We start from the raw sequence: 17,919 nt of genomic DNA on the forward strand, positions 1-17,919 counted from the left end.
AGGAGTGCGGCGATGAAGGAGATGCACGAAATCGTCGCCGCCTGGCACGCCCGCGTGCGGGTGCCGGGCGGCAGCGAGGCGGTACTGGCGACCGTGGTCAAGGTGGAAGGGTCGTCCTATCGTCGCGCCGGAGCCCGCATGCTCATCTTCGCCGATGGCCGTAGCGTCGGCACGATCAGCGGCGGCTGCCTCGAAAGCCACGTCATCAAGCGCGCGTGGTGGCTCACCGGGGCCACGGGGGCAACCGTGTGCCGCTACGACACGACCGCGGACGAGGACGCGCAATGGGCCTTCGGGCTCGGCTGCAACGGCGTCGTCCACGTGCTGCTCGAAAGGTTGTCTGGCGGCCGCAACGATGCGCAGCTGGAGGCGCTGCGCGTCGTGCGCGACGAGATGCGGCCGGCTGCCACGGCGGTCGTGATCGACGCGCGGGATTGTGCGGTCGGCATTGGCGAGCGCATGGTGATGTTTCCCGACGGCCGCTGCGAAGGACAGTTCGGCGATGCTGCGCTGGGCAAACCCATCGCGCGCGATCTCGCGCTCGTCCTGCACGAGCGCAGCTCGCAGCATCTTCGCTATCCCGTGGATGGCGGCGAGGTGGAGGTCTTCCTCGAATGCGTTTCGCCGCCGCCGAGGCTCGTCGTCTTCGGGGCCGGGCACGATGCCGTGCCGGTCGTGCACTTCGCGAAGCAGCTCGGTTGGCATGTGACGGTGGCCGACGGACGCGCGCATTACGCCCGGCGCGAGCGCTTTCCGGATGCCGACGAGGTGCGCGTCACGAACCCCGACAACCCGCTCGACGGCTGCGGTGTGACGGCCGATGTGGCGGTCGTGGTCATGACGCATAGCGTGGATCAGGATCGCGAACTGCTGCGCCGCCTGCTGCGCAAGCCGCCCCGTTACGTCGGACAACTGGGGCCGCGGTCACGCACTGCGCGTCTGCTCGGGGAAATCGGCTCAGCGGGGGCGGACGAGGGGGCGTTGTTCGTCGATGCCCTGCATTACCCGATCGGTCTCGACATCGGTGCCGACAACCCCGAGGAGATCGCGCTGGCGATCGTTGGCGAGATTCGCGCGGTATTTGCCGGACGCCTGGGGACGAAACTGCGTCACCGGAGCGGCGAATCCATCCACGTCGATGGAGGCGAGCGTCGCCGAAAGCGGGAAACGATTGACGTTACGCTCATTGCCGCCTGACGGAGGAACAGCGTTGCCGACCCGCACAAGGCACCCCGCCCATATGCGGCACTTGTGCGTGCCGAAGCCTTCCGCGCCTACTGCTGCGCGCGGAAGCGGTAGCCCTGGAAGTCGAGCACGACGCCGTCCTTGCCGGCGCTGGTGAGCGTCAGGCCGGGCGCGACTTCCTCGCCTTCCTGCACCAGCCGGTCGTTGATCACGACCATGCGCTTGTCCGAATCCGGTGCCGCCGCGAAGCCGGAGATGTCGAGGCGCGGCAGGCTGCCGCGTACCGCGGGCGGCAGTTCGTGGATGTTCAGGATGCGGCCGTCCGATGCCTTGCGGGTCGGTGCCGATGCCGCAGGCGTCGCTGTGGCGATGCGGGTGGCGGACAGAGCAGGGGGTGTGCTCCTGGCGACCGGCGCAGGGCGTTCTGATGCCGGCGGATCGCGGCGTGTCGTCGGGACCGGGGGCGCGGTTTTCGCCGCTTGGGGTGCGGCGGCAGGCCGAGGTTCGGGTGCGAGCGCTGCGAGCGCCGGCGGTGCGGCGGGAGCGGTAACCGCCGGCGGAGCAGGGGGCGGAGCGGGCTGGAGGGCCACCGCTTGCGGCGCCGCCGGTGCAGCGAGGGCGACGCTTCGGGCGGCTTCCGCTTGGACGTTCCGCGTCGCCTGCGGCGGGGTTGTGGCCGGCTGCGGTTCCGCCGCCTGCCACGGGCGCCACCAGCCCAGAACCGCCGCCGCGAGGGCGAGCGCGAAACTGGCCGCAAGGTAGGGCGGGCGGCGCGTGGTCAGGTGAGCTGTCGCGCTCGGCGTCGTCTCGGGTAGCGTGTTCAGGTCCGGCACCTTGCCGCGATGGCGCGCGTGCTCGGATTTCTGCAGGGCTTCGAGGATGTAGGACATGCTTATTGGGCCTGCTTCGTCAGGACGGGCGTGCCGGGGTCGGACAGGGCGGCGAGGCGCACGACGGTGAGCGGGCCGACCACGCCGTCTTCGGGCAAGCCGGTGCTGCGCTGGAAGGCGCGCATGCGCTCCTCGATGCGCGCGGTGTAGGCGCTTGGGGATGCCTCGGGTTCCGTGAGCCCCTCCCAGCGCGCGAGCTGGCGCACTACCCACACGACATCGTTGCCGCGCATGCCGGTGCCGACCGTGCGGTGCCATCCGGGCGGTGTCCGCCACAGCAGCGTGTAGTTGCCGTGCCATTGCCGCTGCAGGGTGTCGAGCGATACGTCGTGCGTGTCGCCGGCGAAGGCGATGCGGGCGCGCTCGCCGTCGATCCCGAGCAGCGTGGCGAGGAAGTTCGGTCCGTCCGCCTGGCGCAGTTCGACGATGGCCGGCGCGTTCATCGCCCGAAGCTCGTCGAGACCGCCTTCGCGCCGCAGGCAGCCGAGATCGCGGCGTGCGGCGAGGCGGCAGGCGTCGTCGATGCCCAACAGCCGCGCGTCCAGCCCCCACAGGGCGAACAGGCTGCGTACGGCCATCACCTCGTGCAGCCAGTGCTCTTCCGGTTTCGGCCAGGCGATCGGGTTCTCCTGCGTTGTTGCGGCCGCTTCGGCTGCGACGGCGACAGGTTCAGCGTCGGCCTCCGCACTGCCCGGGTCCGAGGCCTTGGCGACCGGCGTGGCGGCGGGCGGCGCAGGCTCGGGTACTGCAGGGGCCGCCGCGACGGGTGCCGTCGTTCCCGTCGCCGGAACCGCAAGGCCGTAATGCCAGGCGGCGGCCGCGCCGCCTGCGAGCGCGATGCCGAGCGCGGAAGCGAGCGCGATGCGCCGTGCCGCGGATGCCCGTGGCACCGAGCCCAGCACTTCACCCGCCGCCTTGTCGAGCGTGCTGCGTGCGACGCTCGTCTTGCCTTCGACGTAGGCGCCGAGCAGCGCCCGGTCGCAGATCACGTTGATGAGGCGTGGCGTGCCGCCGCTCAGGCGGTAGAGGCGGTCGATCACCGCGTCGGGAAAGAGCCGCTGCTGCCCGCCGGCGACCGCGAGGCGGTGATTCACGTAGGCGCCCACCTCCTGCCGCGACAGCGGTTCCAGGTGGTAGCGCGCGACGATGCGCTGCGCGAGCTGGCGCAGTTCCGGTTGCGCGAGGCGCTCGCGCAGCTCGGGCTGGCCCAGCAGGATGATCTGCAGCAGCTTGCGCTCGTTCGTCTCGAGGTTGGTCAGCAGGCGCAGCTGCTCCAGTACTTCGTTCGACAGGTTCTGCGCCTCGTCGACGATCAGCACCGTCTTGCGCCCGCGCGCATTCGCGTCCAGCAGGTGGCGGTTGATGCGGTCCACCAGCACCTTCACCGAGTGCTCGGCGCCGGCGACCGGCACATGCAGCTCGTCGCACAGCGTCGCCAGCAGTTCCAGCGTGTCGAGCTTGGGATTGAGGATGAAGGCGATGTCGCAGCCGTCCGGCACCTGCTCCAGCAGGCAGCGGCAGATCGTCGTCTTGCCCGTGCCGACTTCGCCCGTGAGCAGCACGAAACCGCCGTCGACGCGCAGCCCGTACAGCAGGTGCGCGAGCGCCTCGCGATGACGTTCACTCATGAAGAGGTAGCGCGGATCGGGCGCGATCGAGAAGGGCGCCGCGGAAAACCCGAAATACTCGTTGTACATGCGTGCGTCTCGTCTCCGCCGGAGCGGCCTGGCGTCGTTGCAGGGAATCCGGAGTGCGCGCTGCGGCGCGACGCTAGTGTCACATTAGCGGGGCATCGGGCGCAAACGGCCCGGGCGTGTCGTCATGCAGTGGTGTGCGGTGTTTAACGCGGCGGAGGCGCCTATCATTCCCGATGTGGCGCTGCGCGATGCGCGCGTGCCGCAATCCCGGCGTCCCCTCGCTTCCACCGGAGTCCCGCATGACCGAAGTCACCGGAATCGACCACATCTACCTCGCCGTGTCCGACCTGGGCGCGTCCGAGCGCTTCTATGACCAAGTGCTGATCGAGGCGCTGGGGTTTCGCAAGAATCGCTTCACGCTGGCGGGCGATCCGCACGTCCAGTACTACAACCGGCATTTCGGATTCGTGCTGCGGCCCGCGCGCGTGGCGGCGAAGCACGAGCCGTATGCGCCGGGACTGCATCACTTCTGCCTGCGCGTGGATTCGGAGGCGGATGTGCGCGCGGTGGCGGAGAAATTGCGCGCGCTCGGCGTTGATGCATCGGAGGCGAGGCTTTACCCGGACTACGCGCCGGACTATGTGGCGACCTTCTTCGAGGATCCCGACGGCGTGCGCCTGGAGGTGACGAATTACCGCCAGGAGCGGCGCGAACGTCACGACCGCTGGGAGAGCCCGCAGAGTTAGGCGCAGCATCGGCGCTGCCCGGGATGCATGCCGGACATGCAGAATGCGGGCGGCTTGGTGCAGAATTGCCCGTCGCGGGCACGGACGGTCCGTTCCGTTGCGCGCGCCCCTCGTTCAACTTACCGCGAGTCTTATGGCCATCACCCGCATTCACCTTGCCGCAGCGACCGCTGCGACCTTTGCCGCGATCATTCTCGTCGGGACCGTGATCCGTTTTACCCTCGGGGGGGATGCCCTCGTGCTGAGCTTCCGCTTCGCGCAGCCCCTGACCTGGGTCATGGGGCTAACCGGAGTCATCGTTGCATGGGGGCTGCTGAAGCACTATCGCTGGGCGTGGTGGCTCGGCATGGCGGCGGCGGCCTACGAGCTGTACCGCGTCGGGAGCGTGCTGGTCGAGAATGTCAGCTTCACGCGTCCGCCCGCCGTTTGGCCGCTGCTCATCGCCGTGCTGATGCTGACCTTCCTCGTGCTGGCCTTCCCGTCCCACGTGCGCGCATCCTGCAGCCGCTGAGCTGCCGTCGTGCGGCCTCGCGGCAACCCGATTGGCATCGCGGCAGGAAAATGTGCTGAGCCGGCAAAGCCGATGGTATGAGCTATATTCTGGAGGTTAGTACAAACGTATTCCGGGGGAGGGCGCGGGCATGCTGCATCTCCGTTTCTTCCTGTCCTCACCGGGGGATGTCGCCGACGAGCGCACCTTCGCGCAGCAGGTGATCGAGCAGGAGCTGCCGAAGGACCCCTTGCTGCGCGGCCAGATCACCTGCGAGGCGATGCGCTGGGACGACCCGGCCGCGCCGGTGTCGATGCCCGCGACGCTCAGCCCGCAGGACGCCGTCAATCGCGGGCTGGCGAAGCCGTCGGAATGCGACGCCGTCATCGTCATCCTGTGGTCGCGGCTCGGCACGCGGCTGCCCGATACCTGCACCCGGCCCGACGGCAGCCCGTATCTGTCCGGCACCGAATGGGAGTACGAGGATGCGCTGGCGGCCCGGCCGCCGCCCTGCATCCTCGTCTATCACCGCAAGGGCAAGCCCGATTTCGGTGATCCGGACGATCCGGATTTCGACGAGCGGGTGCAGCAGTTCCGCCGGGTAAAGGCGTTCTTCGAGCGATTTCGCAACCCGGATGGTTCGCTGAAGGGGAGCTACGCGGAATACGAGACGCCGCAGGAATTCCGCGACCGCCTGCGGCTCGATCTGCGCGCTTTCGTGGAACAGCAACTCGCCGCGCGGAAGATGGATGTGCGCGCAACCCGGATCAAGGCGCCGCCTCCGTACGGCCGCATCGTCAAGGCCCTGAATTCGGGCATGGTCGTGCCGATCATCGGCACCGGCATCAGCCACTCCGGGCGCCCGGTCGATGCGCGCTGGAATCCGCAGGAGCCCAAGTTCCTGCCCAGCGGCGCGGAGCTGTCGCTGTTTCTCGCGGACGACACGGAGTTCCCGTCGGAGAAGGAGCGCGATCAGCTCGCCGAGGTCGCGTCGTACTACGAGGCCTTCCACACGCGCGACGCGCTGCACGAGCGCCTGCGCCAGATCCTCGCGCCGCAGGCGCTTGGCGGGGTCGCCATTCCTTCCTTGTATGGCTTCCTGGCGGGGGTGTCCCGCCCGCTGCTGATCATCACGAGCAACTACGACACGTTGATCGAGCAGGCCTTCCGCGCCGCACAGCGGCCGTATGACCTGGTCGTGTATTCCGAGCTGAAGGATCTCGGCAACGCCGTCCTGTGGTGGCCGCACGGGGCGACCCAGCCGCAGACGCCGGCGCCCAACGAGCTGTATATCGACCTCGATACGACCACCGTGATCTTCAAGATGCACGGCTCGATCCTGCCCGAGACGTCCGAATGGGACAGCTTCGTGATCACCGAGTCGGACTACGTCGAGCTGCTGTCGCGCATCGCCAGCAAGTCGGCGATCCCGGCGCTGTTCGCCACGCATTGCCGCGACCGCAACCTGCTGTTTCTCGGTTACAGCCTGCGCGACTGGAGCTTCCGCACGATCCTGCAGAGCCTCAATCGTTTCTTCGCCAAGCGGGCGGCCGCGTCGGGTGACGACGAGATCCAGTCCTGGGCCATCGACGACCAGTTCTCGGAACTCGAGCTCAAGTTCTGGCAGAAGCGCGGGGTCTACCCCTATGAGGTGACGATAGACGAGTTCGTCAGCACCCTGCGCACGAGGATGACGCCGTGAGCGCGGACAGCGACGAACGGGTGCGCTGTCCCTACGTGGGCTTGCAGCCCTTCGAGGAGCGCGACCACGAGTTCTTCTTCGGCCGCGAGCGCGACCAGCACGTCATCATTTCCAATCTGCTCTCCTCGCCGCTGACGATTCTTTACGGCGCGAGCGGCGTCGGCAAGAGTTCGGTGCTGATGGCGGGGGTGATTCCGCAGTTGCGTCGCGAGCGGCCGAAGACGCCCGTCGTGGTCTTCCGCAACTGGGTGGACCGCGACTTCCAGTCTGCGCTCAAGCGGGCCTGCATCGACGCCGTGTGGGCACAGCATGCGGACCAGCCGAAACCGGCGGAGTCGCTGCCCTTCGACGAAGTGCTGCGCGCCTGCGGCGAGGCGGCCCACGGGCCGGTCCTGGTGCTGTTCGACCAGTTCGAGGAGTACTTCCTCTACCACCCCAAGTCCACCGACCCGAACTCCTTCGAGGCGCAGTTCGCACGCGCGGTGAATCGCGACGACGTCGATGTCGGCTTCCTGATCGCCTTGCGCGACGACAGCCTCTCCAAGCTCGACCGCTTCCAGGAGCGCATCCACAACCTGATGAGCAATCGCCTGCGGCTGAATCATCTCGACACCGCCGGGGCCGCGGTGGCCATCCGCAAGCCGCTCGAGGTGTGGAACGCCAGGCTGGCGCCGGGGCAGCCGCATGTCGACATCGAGGAGGGGTTGATCGACGAGCTGCTGCGCCAGGTGCGCATCGGCGAAGTGTCGGCGGGCCGTCACGGCGGCAGCGGCGGCAGGCAGGCGGAGGATGGCTACATCGAGGCGCCCTTCCTGCAGCTCGTGATGGTGCGGTTGTGGGAGGAGGAGCGCGACGCGCAGTCCTGCCTGCTGCGTCGGGCGACGCTGGACCGCCTGAAGGGCGCGAACGAGATCGTCCGCACCCACCTCGACAACGCGATGGCCCGACTGGACGAGACCAGCCAGGCGGTGTGCGCCAGTTTCTTCGATCGCCTCGTCACCCCGACCGGGAGCAAGGTGGCCTGCAGCGCGGCTGACCTCACCAGTTGGGCGGGCGAGCTGGCGCCCAGCGTGCCCGACGTGCTGGCGGCGCTCACCGATGCGCGCAACCGCATCCTGCGCACCGTGGCCGTGCCCGACCGCCCGGACGCGACGCGCTACGAGGTGTTCCACGACGTGCTCGCCCCGGCGATTCTCGACTGGCGCCGCCGCTACGTGGCGGACCAGGGGCGCGCCGTGGAGGTCAGGAAGGCGCGTGAAGAGGCCGCGAAGCGCGCGCTGCGCCAGTGGCTGTTCGCATTGGGCGCGATGGCCGGCGCCGCAATCACCGGCTGGATCTATGCGTCGTGGGAGGAGCGGCGCTCCGAGGCGAACCAGAAGGCGGCGGAATCGATCTCCATCGCGCCCTTCGACGCCGGGCGTGCGCTCGACCTCGCACTCGAGGCGGTCGAGGCGACGGCACCCTTCGGCATGCCGCCGACCTTCGCCGCGCGGCTCGGCCTGGCGCCGACGGCCGCCGCGGAGGACGCCCTGCGCCAGGCGATGCAGGCCTCCCGCCTGGTGTGGACCCTGCCGGTGAGCAAGCGGTCGGTGTCGGACCTCGCTTTCAGCCCCGACGGCCGGCGGCTCGCCACGGCGGACCAGGAGAAGATGGTCAAGCTGTGGAACATCACCGAGGGTCGCCCGCAAGCGCCCGTGGCTTCATTTCCCCACGACAAGTGGGTGCGCAATGTCGCCTTCCTGCCCGCGGGCGACCGGCTTGTGACGTCGGCAGATGAAAAGGCCTATCTGTGGGCGCTCGATGCGCCGCAGACGCCGCTCCGCACATTCGAGCACGGCAGCCCGATCTACAGCGCCTTCGCCGTCAGCCAGGACGGCCGGCGCCTGGCGACGGGCGGCGATGGCGAGCGCAAGGGGCGCGTGATCAAGGTGTGGGATCTCGATGGCGAAGCAGGCGAAACCGTGCCGCTCATCACGCTGGATGCGGGCGGCGCGTGGGTCATGGGGTTGGCCTTCAGCCCGGACGGCTGCTGCCTCGCGACCGCCTGCGTGGAGCGGGGCGACGGGGCCCGGACCGCCGCCGGGATGTGGAGCCTGAAGACGGGAGCCGAGATCCTGCGGTTGCCGCTCACCGAGGCGAGCGATGCGGTGGCGTTCACGCAGGGCGGCAAGGCCCTGGTCACCGCGAGCCGCGACGCCTGGGTGCGCGTGTGGGAGCCCGCCGGCGAGACGCTCGACCAATTGCTTGGCCGGGTGGGCGGCTCGAACCCGCCGCCGGGCGCCGAGCTGTCACAGCATCCGGACTGGAGTGTGCGCATTCTCGCCGGTCACGGCGACCGGGTGCGGGATGTCGCCGTGAGCCCGGACGGCCGCTACATCGCAAGTTCGGCCGGGGACTCCACGGCGAGGATCTGGGACGGCGAAACCGGCGAAAACCTGTTGACGCTGGGCGGCCACACGTCCTTCGTCGAGGCGGTCAAGTTCAGTCCGGACGGTCGCAATGTGGCCACGGCGAGTCGCGACGGGACGGTCAAGTTCTGGAACATCGAGGGTCACTTCAAGACCGTGACCAGCCTCGCATTCAACGCCGACGGACGCCTGCTCGTGACCGGCAGCAGCGATCGCACGGCCAGGATATGGGACCTGTCCGGCGGCTCGCCGACTCTGCGCCATGCGCTGCGCGGCCACACCGGCCAGGTGTTCCGTGTCGCCTTCGCGCCCGGGGGAATGCAGGTCGCCACGGCGGGGCTGGACAACACGGTGAGGCTCTGGGACGTGGCGACCGGCACCCAGACGGCGATGCTGCAGAAGCACAAGGACCAACTGCGAGGGTTGGCGTTCAGCCCCGACGGCAAGCGGCTCGCGAGCTCGGGCGCCGACGGCTTCGCGTGGCTGTATGAGCTGGATGGCGCCGGTTTCCCCGCCGTGGGCGTGTCGCACGCCGGCAAGAGCGTCGTCCAGGCGTCATCGGTCGCCTTTCACCCGAAGGAAGAACGGTTTGCGACCAGCGGCTACGACGGCAAGCTCAGGCTGTGGGATTTCTCGGCGCAGAACGTGGGCACGATCGAGCTGTCGGAAACGGCGCGTGCATCCGGGACGCGGATCGCCGAGCTCGCCTTCAGCCCCGACGGCACCCATGTCGCCGTGGTCGTGCAGCGCCGGGTGTACCTGTGGCCGGTCAGCGCCTTCGCCGTGCCGGGCGCGGAACCAGCCGCCACCTTCACCATCGACGGCGTTCGTTATTGCTCTGCGATCGCGTACAGCCACGACGGCCGGCAGCTTGCCGTCGCGTGCAACGATGCCGGCGTGCGGATCTTCGACATGGATGGGCTCGAACTCGCGAAGACCATCACCGTGCACAAGAACGACGTGCGCGACCTCGCCTTCAGCCCGGACGGGACCCGTCTGGCGACGGCCAGCAGCGACAAGACCTTCCACGTGTCCCTGCTGCGCTTCGACGAGCTCTACGCTGCGGCGACGCGACTCCGGCGAGAGACCGGGGATGGCGAGGAATAGCGGCCCGAATTCGGCATCCCGATCGCGCCGTGGAGCGCTGCCCGACGCGCGACGCACGGGGGTGCCCAATTCCCATGATCCGAGCATGGTAGAACCCGCCATGAAGGCCGTGTATGCTTTTTGGATCGCTCGGCGGTTCGAATCCCGTATCCGTGAGGTCCCGGTGCAGACGCAGGAATCCGGCCGCGCTCGAGTTGGCGGATGACCATTGTTTCGCAGAGGGGCAAGATGTTCCTACTCGACAAGCTGTTCGGCAGATTCAAGGGGGCTGCGCCGGCCGCGGCGGCAGCCGGGGAATCATCCGGGGAAGTGCCGGTCCAGGTGCCGGCCAGTCCGCCGACGGGGGCCGCGGCGCCGGGCACCCAGATCCGGCACGATCCGGGCCTGGTCCCCGCGCTGATGCGGGATCACGTGGCCCTGCTGGAGATTCATTCGGCCATCGCTGCCGCCCTCGACGGTGGGCGGCTCGATGTCGTGCGGAGCCGGCTGGACGAGTTCCGAGCCGCGCTGATGGATCACCTGCTCAAGGAAAACGTCCGGCTCTATGTCTATCTGGAGCATTTCCTGCGGGGGGACGCAGTCAGTCACCGCATGATGCGCGAGTTCCGACACGAGATGGACGTCATTGGCCGCGCCGTGGTCGATTTCCTGGGGAAGTACAAGGAGCTGGGGCAGCACCCGGAACTCGCGGGGCCTTTCCGGCAGGATCTCGCCGCGATCGGCAAAGCCTTGGTAAGCCGCATCCGGCGGGAGGAGGAGATCCTCTATCCGATGTACCTTCCTGCGGCGTGAGGCCCCTCTCGTCAGCCTGGATCGATTCGTACTCGAGGAGTGGCTATGAAGCTGATCGGCATGCTCGATTCACCCTACGTCCGCCGCGTCGCGGTTTCCCTGCAACTGCTGGGGCTGCGCTTCGAACATCAGTCCTTGTCGGTGTTCCGCACCTTCGACCAGTTCCGCCAGATCAATCCTGTCGTCAAGGCGCCGACCTTCATCTGCGATGATGGCGAGGTGCTGATGGACTCCACGCTGATTCTGGAGTACGCGGAAGCCCTTGCGCGACCCGCACGCAGCCTGATGCCCGCGTCCCTCCCGGAACTGCAGCACGCGCTGCGCGTGATCGGACTCGCGCTGGCGGCGTGCGAGAAGAGCGTGCAGATCATCTACGAGCGGGGCCAGCGTCCGCCCGAGAAACAGCACGGACCGTGGGTCGAGCGCGTGTCGGGACAGTTGCTCGCTGCCTTCGCTGCATTGGAGCAGGAGTTGAAGCGGCGGCCGCTCGCGGCCACGAGCGAAACGATCGACCAGGCGGGCGTGACGACGGCGATCGCGTGGCACTTCGCGCAGCAGATGGTGCCGGACGTCGTGCCGCTCGCGGATTTTCCGACCCTCGCGGCGTACTCGGCTCAGGCTGAAACCTTGCCCGAGTTCCGCGCCGCGCCTCACGGGGCTGGAACCTACCAGGCGCGCGACGCGGTGTGAATCGGATCGCATCGGTTCAATCTCGGTCACGGGAGATCAGGCGATGATCTACAAGGGGAGCTGCCACTGCGGCCGGATCGCCTTCGAAGTCGAAGGCGAACTCACGCAGGTCATGGATTGCAACTGCTCGATCTGCACCCGCAAGGGGGCCCTGCTGTGGTTCGTGCCGCGCGACAAGCTGCGCCTGCTGACGCCGGAGGAGAACCTGTCGACCTATACGTTCAACACGCACACGATCAAGCATCGCTTCTGCACGACCTGCGGCATCCACCCCTTCGGCGAAGGCACGGATCCGCAGGGGCACGCGATGGCGGCGATCAACGTGCGCTGCCTCGAAGGCGTGAAGCTCGCCTCGCTGCCGGTGAAGCATTTCGACGGGCGCTCGCGATAATCGGCTTGCCCGTCGGCGTTCTTCAGCGGATGGTGCCGTTGAGCAGCAGGTAGCCGGGTAGCCAGCCGGTGAAGATGCCCTGGACGATGGCGGTCCACGCGGTCACGCGGGTGAGGGGCTTCTGCAGCGCGAGGAGCAGGAAGAACAGCAGCCACAGCACGCTCCAGGCGGCCCACGAGGCGCCGAGCCACAGGTCCCAGCCGGTGTGTGCGTCGGCGAGCGTGTCGATGGCGACGGGGACGGCGGTGATCGCGACAAACAGGCTGAACCAGCCCAGCCCACGGCCGTCGGCGCCGTTGTGGCGGTTGATGGCGACCCACAGGTAGGTGAAGGAGAACAGCAGCGAGAAGGCGGCCGCCTTGATCGAGGCGGCGTCGGCGCCTTCGCCGAAGGCGAGCTTGAGCGCGACGAGCAGGGTGATGCCGCCGGCGAAGAAGTTGATCACGGGGATTTCGCGGTCGCCGATGCGGCCGAGCATCCACAGGCCGTTGAGGATGAGTACTGCGCCGACGTAGAAGAGGGCAAGGCCGAGAAGCATGGTGGGGAGTGCGGTTGGGTTGGTGAGGTGAGGGGTTTGTGATTTGTGCTGCTAATCGCCGGGGCCGCGCGGCATGTTCGCTCTGCGGCTGCGGAACTCGCAGTGCAGCGCGCTTCCGCGCTGCCTGCTCAGACAGTCCTCGCCGCGCCGCGAACACGCCGCACGTCCCCGGCTGCGTCGGGGAGTGCTGAACGGCACTGCTGCATCACCGGTGATGCATCACGCGTGCGGGGTTCAGCGATCCAGGTCTATCAGCACGGTTTCGGCGAGTGTCACTTCGTCGCAGTTGTGGCCGTTGCCTGCGCGGTCGATGACAACGAAGTCCGAGACGCCGTCAAGCGCGAGCAACGGATGATGCCACACGCCGCGCGCGTAATTGACGCCCTGGTCGCCGCGGGCGAGGAAGACACGCAGGTCCAGCGCCGTCGGCGGGGCGCCCGCGGGGGCGACGACGACGAGGTAGGGCCGGCCCGACATCGGCACGAAGGCCTGGCTGCCGAGCGGGTGGCGTTCCATCATCTCGACCGGGAAGGGCAGGGCACGCGGTTCGCCGCGGAAGATCGACACGATGGCGTGCCCGTCCGGGCCGGGGTCGATCTTCGCGAGGTCGTGGTAGCGCATCGTGTTGCCGCCGTTGATCGGGAACTGCCGCACCGCGTCGCCGGCCTCGATGACGTCGCCGAAGGGCGCGAAGGCCTCGGGCGTCAGCGGCTCGGCGACGATGTGCCGCGACGCCGGCACCTCCGCCCGCAAGGGCAGTGCGTTCATCGCGCCACCTTGCCCCATAGCCGCAGGCGCGAGACGCCGCCGTCCGGGATGATGTTGAGGCGCACGTGGGTCACCGGGCCGAGCTTGGCGATCTGTTCGGTGAAGGCGTGGATCGCGTCCATCGAGAGCTTCTGCTCGGGCAACAGCACCGGCCAGAACATGCTCTGGGTGATCAGGGACTGGTCGGTGCCGCCCTCGACGAAGGCGGCTTGGATGGAGCAGCGGTCGGGGTAGTTGCCCTTGAAGTGGGCGGTGTCGACCTCGATCTTCTCGATGGTGCCGGCGGCGCCGAGCTGCAGGATGCACCAGTCGTTGCCGGGCTCACGGCGGCGGCGGGTTTCCCAGCCGTCGCCCATGTTGATGCCGCGCCCGGGCAGGATCAGGTTGGCGGCAGTGCCGAAGTGGGCGTCGTTCCACGCCACCGGGCGGCCGCCGTTCTCGAGCGCGACCAGATCGACGAGCGCATCGCCCGTTCCCGCGAACACGCCGACCGGCTGGCCATATACGCGCAGGCGCGCGATGCCGCCGTCGGGGTAGATGTTCACGCGCAGATGGGTGAAGGCCGCGTCGGAATTCGCGCGTAGCAGGTGGTGGCTGTTGCCCGAGAGCGAGGTCGAGGCGAGGATTTCGGTCCACTTCGCGTCCTTCAACGCGGCGACGTCGTCCGACTCGCATACGGTGGCCTCGATCGACACGGCCGGTGCGTAGTTGCCGGTGAAGTGGCTGGTGTCGACATCGAAGCCGCGGATCGTGCCCTTGCGGCCGAGTTTGACGAAGCACCAGTCGTGGCCGGTGCTGCGCTTGCGGCGGGTCTCCCAGCCGTCCATCCATTTGCCGTTGTCGTCGTACTTGCCGGGGATGAACTGCGCCGGTTCGGGGTTGAGCATGCGCGAGACTTCGGCGAAGAAGTCGTCGGAGGCGTACAGCGCCTTGGCGCCGATGCGCGGGTTGGCGAGATCGACCGAACGCAGGGCCCAGTCGGGCAGGACGGCGGGTTCGGCGATGCGGATGCTGCCGGTGTTGTGACTCATGGTGTGTTCCTTGTCGGGGTTGGGGTATTCGGTGCTCCCGCCGTGCGGGCCGGGAGCACTCTTCGGTTTGCGGATTTCTCAGGCGCCGCGGGCGCCGGCGGCGAGCGGTTCGACCGGCAGGGCTTCGGCGGCGAGCGGGCCGGGAACGGTTGCGTGCGGCGCGGGCGCGCCGGCCAGCGCATTCACGTCGATGACGATCTCGCCGTCGAGCACCTGGTTCGCGCGCTGGCGGTCGATGTCCTTCTCCCACACGCCGACGACGACGGTCGCGACGCAGTTGCCGATCATGTTGGTGAGCGCGCGGGCCATGCCCATGAACCAGTCGACCGACAGCACCAGCACGAGGCCGATCGCGGGGATCGCCGGGATCGCGGAGAGCGTCGCGGCGAGGATCACGATCGCCGAGCCGGGCACGCCGTGGGCGCCCTTGGAGGTCACGAGCGAGATCGCGAGGATGGTGAGCAGATCGACCGTCGACAGCGGGGTGTTGGTGGCCTGAGCGATGAAAACCGCGGCGAGCGTCAGGTAGATCGAGAAGCCGTCGAGGTTGAAGGAGTAGCCGGTGGGGATCACGAGGCCGACGGTCGAGTCCTTGATGCCCATGAGCTCGAGCTTGCGCATCACCTGCGGCAGCACGGAGTCGGACGAGGCGGTGCCGAGCACGACCAGCAGTTCCTCGCGCAGGTAGCGCAGCAGCTTGAAGATGTTGAAGCCCGCGAGACGCAGGATGAAGCCGAGCACGCCGACGACGAAGATCGTGCAGGTGACGTAGAACAGCGCGACCAGCATGCCGAGCTGCTTGAGCGAGCCGATGCCGTACTTGCCCACCGTGAAGGCGATGGCGCCGAGCACGCCGAGCGGGGCGAGCTTGACGATGAAGCCGATGAGCTTGAAGAACACATGCGCGAGGCTGTCGATCGCGGCGGTGACCGGTTTGCCGCGTTCGCCCAAGGCCGCGACGGCGCAGCCGAACAGGATCGCGATCAGCAGCACCTGCAGGATGTCGCCCTTGGCGAAGGCGTCGAAGAAGGTCGCGGGGATGATCTTCATCAGGAAGTCGACGGTGCTGGTCGCCTGATGCACGCGCTCGGTGAGGCCGCTCATCGCAGAGGCGTCGAGCGACTTCGGGTCGACGTTCATGCCGACGCCGGGCTGCAGCACATAGGCGAGCAGGATGCCCAGCGCGAGCGCGAAGGTCGTGACGATCTCGAAATACACGACCGCCTTGACGCCGACGCGGCCGACCTTCTTCAGGTCGCCGGTGCTGCAGATGCCGTGCACGACGACGCAGAAGACGAGGGGGGCGATGATCATCTTGATCAGTTTGATGAATCCGTCGCCCAGGGGCTTGAGCTGGACCGAGAACTCGGGCCATACGAAGCCGACGACGACGCCAAGGATCAGGGCGATGACCACCTGGCCGAACAGGGTCTTGTGAAAACGTTTGTGCATGGTTCACCTCGCAAACCGGGATGCGGTGGCTGCGTCGCTGCAGCCGCTCTTGCGCCGTGTCGTCCCGGGCCTTTGGTGTGGGTTTCCCGGAGCTTCGGCCATCCGTCGAGCGGTCACGGGATCGATGTGCCCACCGCGGATGCGTTCTCAAATGTGTACTGACATGTTAGTTAGCGTGTCACTTATCCGTCAATAAAAATTTCTTTATGGAGCGCCCTCGCATGCCAGCCGACATTTCCGCTGTCGCGGCACCTGTGTACCATTTGGGGAATCATCGAGAGGGCAGACGTATGAACATGCCGGACGGGGAAGGTTTGCTGCTTGCCGAAAAGGCCTTCAATGCGCTGAAGGCGATGCTCACCGGCGGCCAGCTGCGCGCCGGTCAGTTCGTGTCGATGCCCGACCTCGCGCGCATGGTCGACCTGCCGCTCGCGCCGGTGCGCGAGGCGGTCAAGCGCGCGGAGTCGGCGGGGCTGCTCAACGTGCTGCCCAAGCGCGGTGTCGCGGTGATGGAGGCGACGCCCGAATCGATCCGCGAATACTTCGATCTGCGCCTGATCTTCGACCAGGAGGGCGCGCGGCGACTGGTGCGGCGGGGGGACGGCAGGCGCCTGACCGAACTGCGCGAAGTGCACCTGCGCCTGCTTGAGGCTGCGCGCAATGGCATCACGGCGTCGCTCCAGCGCGAGGCGATGGCCGTCGACTGGGCGTTGCACGGCATGCTTTCCGAGTCGCTCGGCAACGCGACGGTGCGCGCGATCTACGCGCAGAACCGCGATCGCATCTCGGTGATGCAGCATTCGCGGCCGCTGCTGCCGGACCGCATCGTGCCGGCGATGGAGGAGCATCTGGTGATCATCGACGCCGTCATCCGTGGCGACGAGCAGGCCGCGGCCGAAGCGGTGCGTCAGCATTTCAACCAGACCTTGCGCTGGTGGGGCATCTTCGCCTGATTCCGTGGGGCGAATGAGCGCCGCTGATTGCCCGCCGACCGGGCGCCGACGCAGGGCGCAGGCGCGCTATGCGTCCAGCGCGGCGTACAGGCGCCGGCGCCAGGTGGCGGGCGGCAGGCCGACCAGGCGCTTGAACGCGCGCGAGAATGCGGCCTCCGACTCGTAGCCGACCTCCTGCGCGATCGCCGCCACCGTGCGGTTCGACTCGCGCAGCAGGCGCGAGCCGAGCTGGATGCGCCAGTTCGCCAGGTAGTGCATCGGCGGCTCGGCGAGGAACTGCATGAAGCGCTCGTGCAGGGCCGAACGCGAGAGCCCCACCTCGCGCCCGAGCTCGTCGATCGTCCAGGCGCGGTCGGGGCGCTCGTGCAGCAGCGCGAGCGCGCGTCCGACGTAGCGGTCGCGGAGGCCGGCGAGCCAGCCGGTCGCGTCGTCCGGCAGGCCTTCGAGGTAGCGCCGCGCGGTGTCGACGAACATCATCTCCGCGAGGCGCTCCAGCACGACGTCGGAGCCGGGGCGGCGCTCGGTCGATTCGCGCGCGGCCTGGTCGATCACGCGCGCGACCCAGTCGCCGGCACGCGCCGCGGGCAGGTGCAGCAGGCGCGGCAGCGCGGCGACCAGCGGGTTGAAGGGGCGCAGGTCGCAGCCGAGAAAGCCGCACACGAGGATCGTGTCGGCGTCGCCAACCGGCGCAGGCGCGCCCGGTTCGCGCACGCCGCGGTGATAGGCGACGGGCATCGGCCGTGGGTCGTTGCGCGTCGCGAACACCCAGTCCGGTTCGATGCGTGCTGGCGCGACGCCCGGCGCGCTCGACATCACGTGCGCGTCGCCCTGCGGGAACATCACGATGTCGCCCGTTTCCAGGCGCGCGGGTGGCAGCCCGCTGACCGCGGCCCAGCCGGCACCGCGTGCGACCATGTGGAACTCGATCACGTGTTCGGCGCCGGGCAGCACCGCAGGCGCGATCTCGCGCGCGGGCGGCGCTTCCGCGGCCCAGTCCTCCCAGCAGCTGACGTAGTAGAACACCGCGCCGCGCAGGCGCACGCAACGAAGGAGGGCGGAGAGCGTGTCTTGACTCATGGCGATGGACCGCTGGGCGGGGGCAGGGCATGTGCAAAGCCGGACGCGCGAGCAAGTTTGCA

At 68.3% G+C, this 17,919-nt stretch carries 16 protein-coding genes; 9 read left to right on the plus strand and 7 right to left on the minus strand.

Going from position 1 to position 17,919, the window contains the following annotated elements; translation table 11 throughout:
• Window positions 1-12 precede the first annotated feature (12 nt).
• The gene (locus tag GO615_RS17850; RefSeq protein ID WP_169130580.1) at window positions 13-1,197 is read left to right on the plus strand and encodes an XdhC family protein; all 1,185 of its coding nucleotides are present in this window, start codon (window positions 13-15) and stop codon (window positions 1,195-1,197) included.
• Between the two features lie 77 nt (window positions 1,198-1,274).
• Here the strand turns inward: GO615_RS17850 and GO615_RS17855 are convergent, their stop codons facing one another.
• Window positions 1,275-2,075: a general secretion pathway protein GspB gene (locus GO615_RS17855; protein ID WP_169130582.1), complete on the minus strand. Its 801-nt coding sequence runs from the start codon at window positions 2,073-2,075 to the stop codon at window positions 1,275-1,277.
• A 2-nt stretch (window positions 2,076-2,077) separates the two neighbouring features.
• Entirely contained in the window at window positions 2,078-3,772 is a 1,695-nt protein-coding gene (locus GO615_RS17860) for an ExeA family protein (RefSeq protein ID WP_169130584.1), read from the minus strand.
• 239 nt (window positions 3,773-4,011) lie between these two features.
• Between GO615_RS17860 and GO615_RS17865 the strand changes: the two genes are divergently transcribed.
• From GO615_RS17865 to GO615_RS17895, 7 genes are all read left to right on the plus strand, one after another.
• Complete coding sequence (locus GO615_RS17865; RefSeq protein WP_169130586.1) at window positions 4,012-4,458, plus strand: VOC family protein; 447 nt, start codon at window positions 4,012-4,014, stop codon at window positions 4,456-4,458.
• Window positions 4,459-4,591: 133 nt separating this feature from the next.
• Window positions 4,592-4,969 (plus strand): hypothetical protein, encoded by a 378-nt coding sequence (locus GO615_RS17870; protein WP_169130588.1) that lies wholly within the window; start codon window positions 4,592-4,594, stop codon window positions 4,967-4,969.
• 130 nt (window positions 4,970-5,099) lie between these two features.
• Window positions 5,100-6,650, plus strand: a complete 1,551-nt coding sequence (locus GO615_RS17875; RefSeq protein ID WP_246262355.1) for an SIR2 family NAD-dependent protein deacylase — start codon at window positions 5,100-5,102, stop codon at window positions 6,648-6,650.
• Window positions 6,647-10,165, plus strand: a complete 3,519-nt coding sequence (locus GO615_RS17880) for an nSTAND1 domain-containing NTPase (RefSeq protein WP_169130590.1) — start codon at window positions 6,647-6,649, stop codon at window positions 10,163-10,165. Before GO615_RS17875 ends, GO615_RS17880 begins: the two co-directional genes overlap by 4 nt.
• A gap of 228 nt (window positions 10,166-10,393) precedes the next feature.
• A complete protein-coding gene (locus GO615_RS17885; protein WP_169130593.1) occupies window positions 10,394-10,957 on the plus strand; it encodes a hemerythrin domain-containing protein in 564 nt (187 codons plus the stop codon).
• 45 nt (window positions 10,958-11,002) lie between these two features.
• Window positions 11,003-11,647, plus strand: a complete 645-nt coding sequence (locus GO615_RS17890; RefSeq protein ID WP_169130595.1) for a glutathione S-transferase — start codon at window positions 11,003-11,005, stop codon at window positions 11,645-11,647.
• A 43-nt stretch (window positions 11,648-11,690) separates the two neighbouring features.
• Window positions 11,691-12,038 carry a GFA family protein gene (locus GO615_RS17895; protein WP_169130597.1) on the plus strand — a complete coding sequence of 116 codons (348 nt, stop codon included), beginning with the start codon at window positions 11,691-11,693 and terminating at the stop codon, window positions 12,036-12,038.
• Between the two features lie 22 nt (window positions 12,039-12,060).
• Here GO615_RS17895 and GO615_RS17900 read toward each other — a convergent pair whose 3' ends face one another.
• From GO615_RS17900 to GO615_RS17915, 4 genes are all read right to left on the minus strand, one after another.
• Window positions 12,061-12,576, minus strand: coding sequence for an AmiS/UreI family transporter (locus tag GO615_RS17900; RefSeq protein WP_169130599.1), 516 nt, complete (start codon window positions 12,574-12,576; stop codon window positions 12,061-12,063).
• Between the two features lie 234 nt (window positions 12,577-12,810).
• Entirely contained in the window at window positions 12,811-13,344 is a 534-nt protein-coding gene (locus GO615_RS17905) for an ureidoglycolate lyase (RefSeq protein WP_169130601.1), read from the minus strand.
• Window positions 13,341-14,375 carry an allantoicase gene (gene alc, locus GO615_RS17910; protein ID WP_169130604.1) on the minus strand — a complete coding sequence of 345 codons (1,035 nt, stop codon included), beginning with the start codon at window positions 14,373-14,375 and terminating at the stop codon, window positions 13,341-13,343. Before alc ends, GO615_RS17905 begins: the two co-directional genes overlap by 4 nt.
• Window positions 14,376-14,453: 78 nt before the next feature.
• Window positions 14,454-15,827 (minus strand): C4-dicarboxylate transporter DctA, encoded by a 1,374-nt coding sequence (locus GO615_RS17915; RefSeq protein WP_169130606.1) that lies wholly within the window; start codon window positions 15,825-15,827, stop codon window positions 14,454-14,456.
• A gap of 290 nt (window positions 15,828-16,117) precedes the next feature.
• Between GO615_RS17915 and GO615_RS17920 the strand changes: the two genes are divergently transcribed.
• Window positions 16,118-16,780: a GntR family transcriptional regulator gene (locus GO615_RS17920; protein WP_211167210.1), complete on the plus strand. Its 663-nt coding sequence runs from the start codon at window positions 16,118-16,120 to the stop codon at window positions 16,778-16,780.
• A gap of 66 nt (window positions 16,781-16,846) precedes the next feature.
• Here the strand turns inward: GO615_RS17920 and GO615_RS17925 are convergent, their stop codons facing one another.
• On the minus strand, window positions 16,847-17,857 hold the full coding sequence (locus tag GO615_RS17925) for an AraC family transcriptional regulator (RefSeq protein WP_169130608.1): 1,011 nt from the start codon (window positions 17,855-17,857) through the stop codon (window positions 16,847-16,849).
• Window positions 17,858-17,919 lie beyond the last annotated feature (62 nt).

It is taken from the genome of Aromatoleum evansii (assembly GCF_012910805.1).
GTDB classification, from domain to species: Bacteria; Pseudomonadota; Gammaproteobacteria; order Burkholderiales; family Rhodocyclaceae; genus Aromatoleum; species Aromatoleum evansii.

Bases quoted from the DNA above. Each gene is read 5' to 3' on its own strand.
- GO615_RS17860 (WP_169130584.1), bottom strand. From the start codon at position 3,772: ATGTACAACGAGTATTTCGGGTTTTCCGCGGCGCCCTTCTCGATCGCG.
- GO615_RS17890 (WP_169130595.1), top strand. From the start codon at position 11,003: ATGAAGCTGATCGGCATGCTCGATTCACCCTACGTCCGCCGCGTCGCG.
- GO615_RS17895 (WP_169130597.1), top strand. From the start codon at position 11,691: ATGATCTACAAGGGGAGCTGCCACTGCGGCCGGATCGCCTTCGAAGTC.
- GO615_RS17885 (WP_169130593.1), top strand. From the start codon at position 10,394: ATGTTCCTACTCGACAAGCTGTTCGGCAGATTCAAGGGGGCTGCGCCG.
- GO615_RS17920 (WP_211167210.1), top strand. From the start codon at position 16,118: ATGAACATGCCGGACGGGGAAGGTTTGCTGCTTGCCGAAAAGGCCTTC.
- GO615_RS17870 (WP_169130588.1), top strand. From the start codon at position 4,592: ATGGCCATCACCCGCATTCACCTTGCCGCAGCGACCGCTGCGACCTTT.
- GO615_RS17855 (WP_169130582.1), bottom strand. From the start codon at position 2,075: ATGTCCTACATCCTCGAAGCCCTGCAGAAATCCGAGCACGCGCGCCAT.
- GO615_RS17900 (WP_169130599.1), bottom strand. From the start codon at position 12,576: ATGCTTCTCGGCCTTGCCCTCTTCTACGTCGGCGCAGTACTCATCCTC.
- GO615_RS17850 (WP_169130580.1), top strand. From the start codon at position 13: ATGAAGGAGATGCACGAAATCGTCGCCGCCTGGCACGCCCGCGTGCGG.
- GO615_RS17915 (WP_169130606.1), bottom strand. From the start codon at position 15,827: ATGCACAAACGTTTTCACAAGACCCTGTTCGGCCAGGTGGTCATCGCC.
- GO615_RS17905 (WP_169130601.1), bottom strand. From the start codon at position 13,344: ATGAACGCACTGCCCTTGCGGGCGGAGGTGCCGGCGTCGCGGCACATC.
- alc (WP_169130604.1), bottom strand. From the start codon at position 14,375: ATGAGTCACAACACCGGCAGCATCCGCATCGCCGAACCCGCCGTCCTG.
- GO615_RS17925 (WP_169130608.1), bottom strand. From the start codon at position 17,857: ATGAGTCAAGACACGCTCTCCGCCCTCCTTCGTTGCGTGCGCCTGCGC.
- GO615_RS17865 (WP_169130586.1), top strand. From the start codon at position 4,012: ATGACCGAAGTCACCGGAATCGACCACATCTACCTCGCCGTGTCCGAC.
- GO615_RS17875 (WP_246262355.1), top strand. From the start codon at position 5,100: ATGCTGCATCTCCGTTTCTTCCTGTCCTCACCGGGGGATGTCGCCGAC.